Genomic DNA, 250 nt, shown 5'->3' with positions numbered 1-250 from the left:
AGTCACGGCCGCGGGCTCGCGCGCGCTGGCCCACCAACCCGCAGCCACTGCGGATGCTGCAGCCGTGGCACGCCTGCGTGCAGCCGGCGCGGTACTGCTCGGCCGCACCAACATGAGCGAATTCGCGTTCTCGGGCCTGGGCCTGAACCCGCACTACGGCACGCCACGTACGCCGGCAGACGGCACGCGTGCAGCGGGTGGCTCCACCTCCGGTGGCGCCGTCACGGTGGCAGGCGGCATGGCCGTGGCG

General features: G+C 74.0%; 1 protein-coding gene. It reads left to right on the top strand.

Annotated features, from left to right (window positions below; translation table 11 throughout):
• The coding region (locus ACVA58_RS28435; protein ID WP_446513577.1) for an amidase family protein at positions 1–250 on the top strand (250 nt) is incomplete at both ends.

The sequence above is a fragment of the Photobacterium sp. DNB22_13_2 genome, assembly GCF_052873915.1.
Note: the sequence above shows the minus strand (reverse complement) of the source record. Positions and strands in the feature narration are given on the sequence as shown.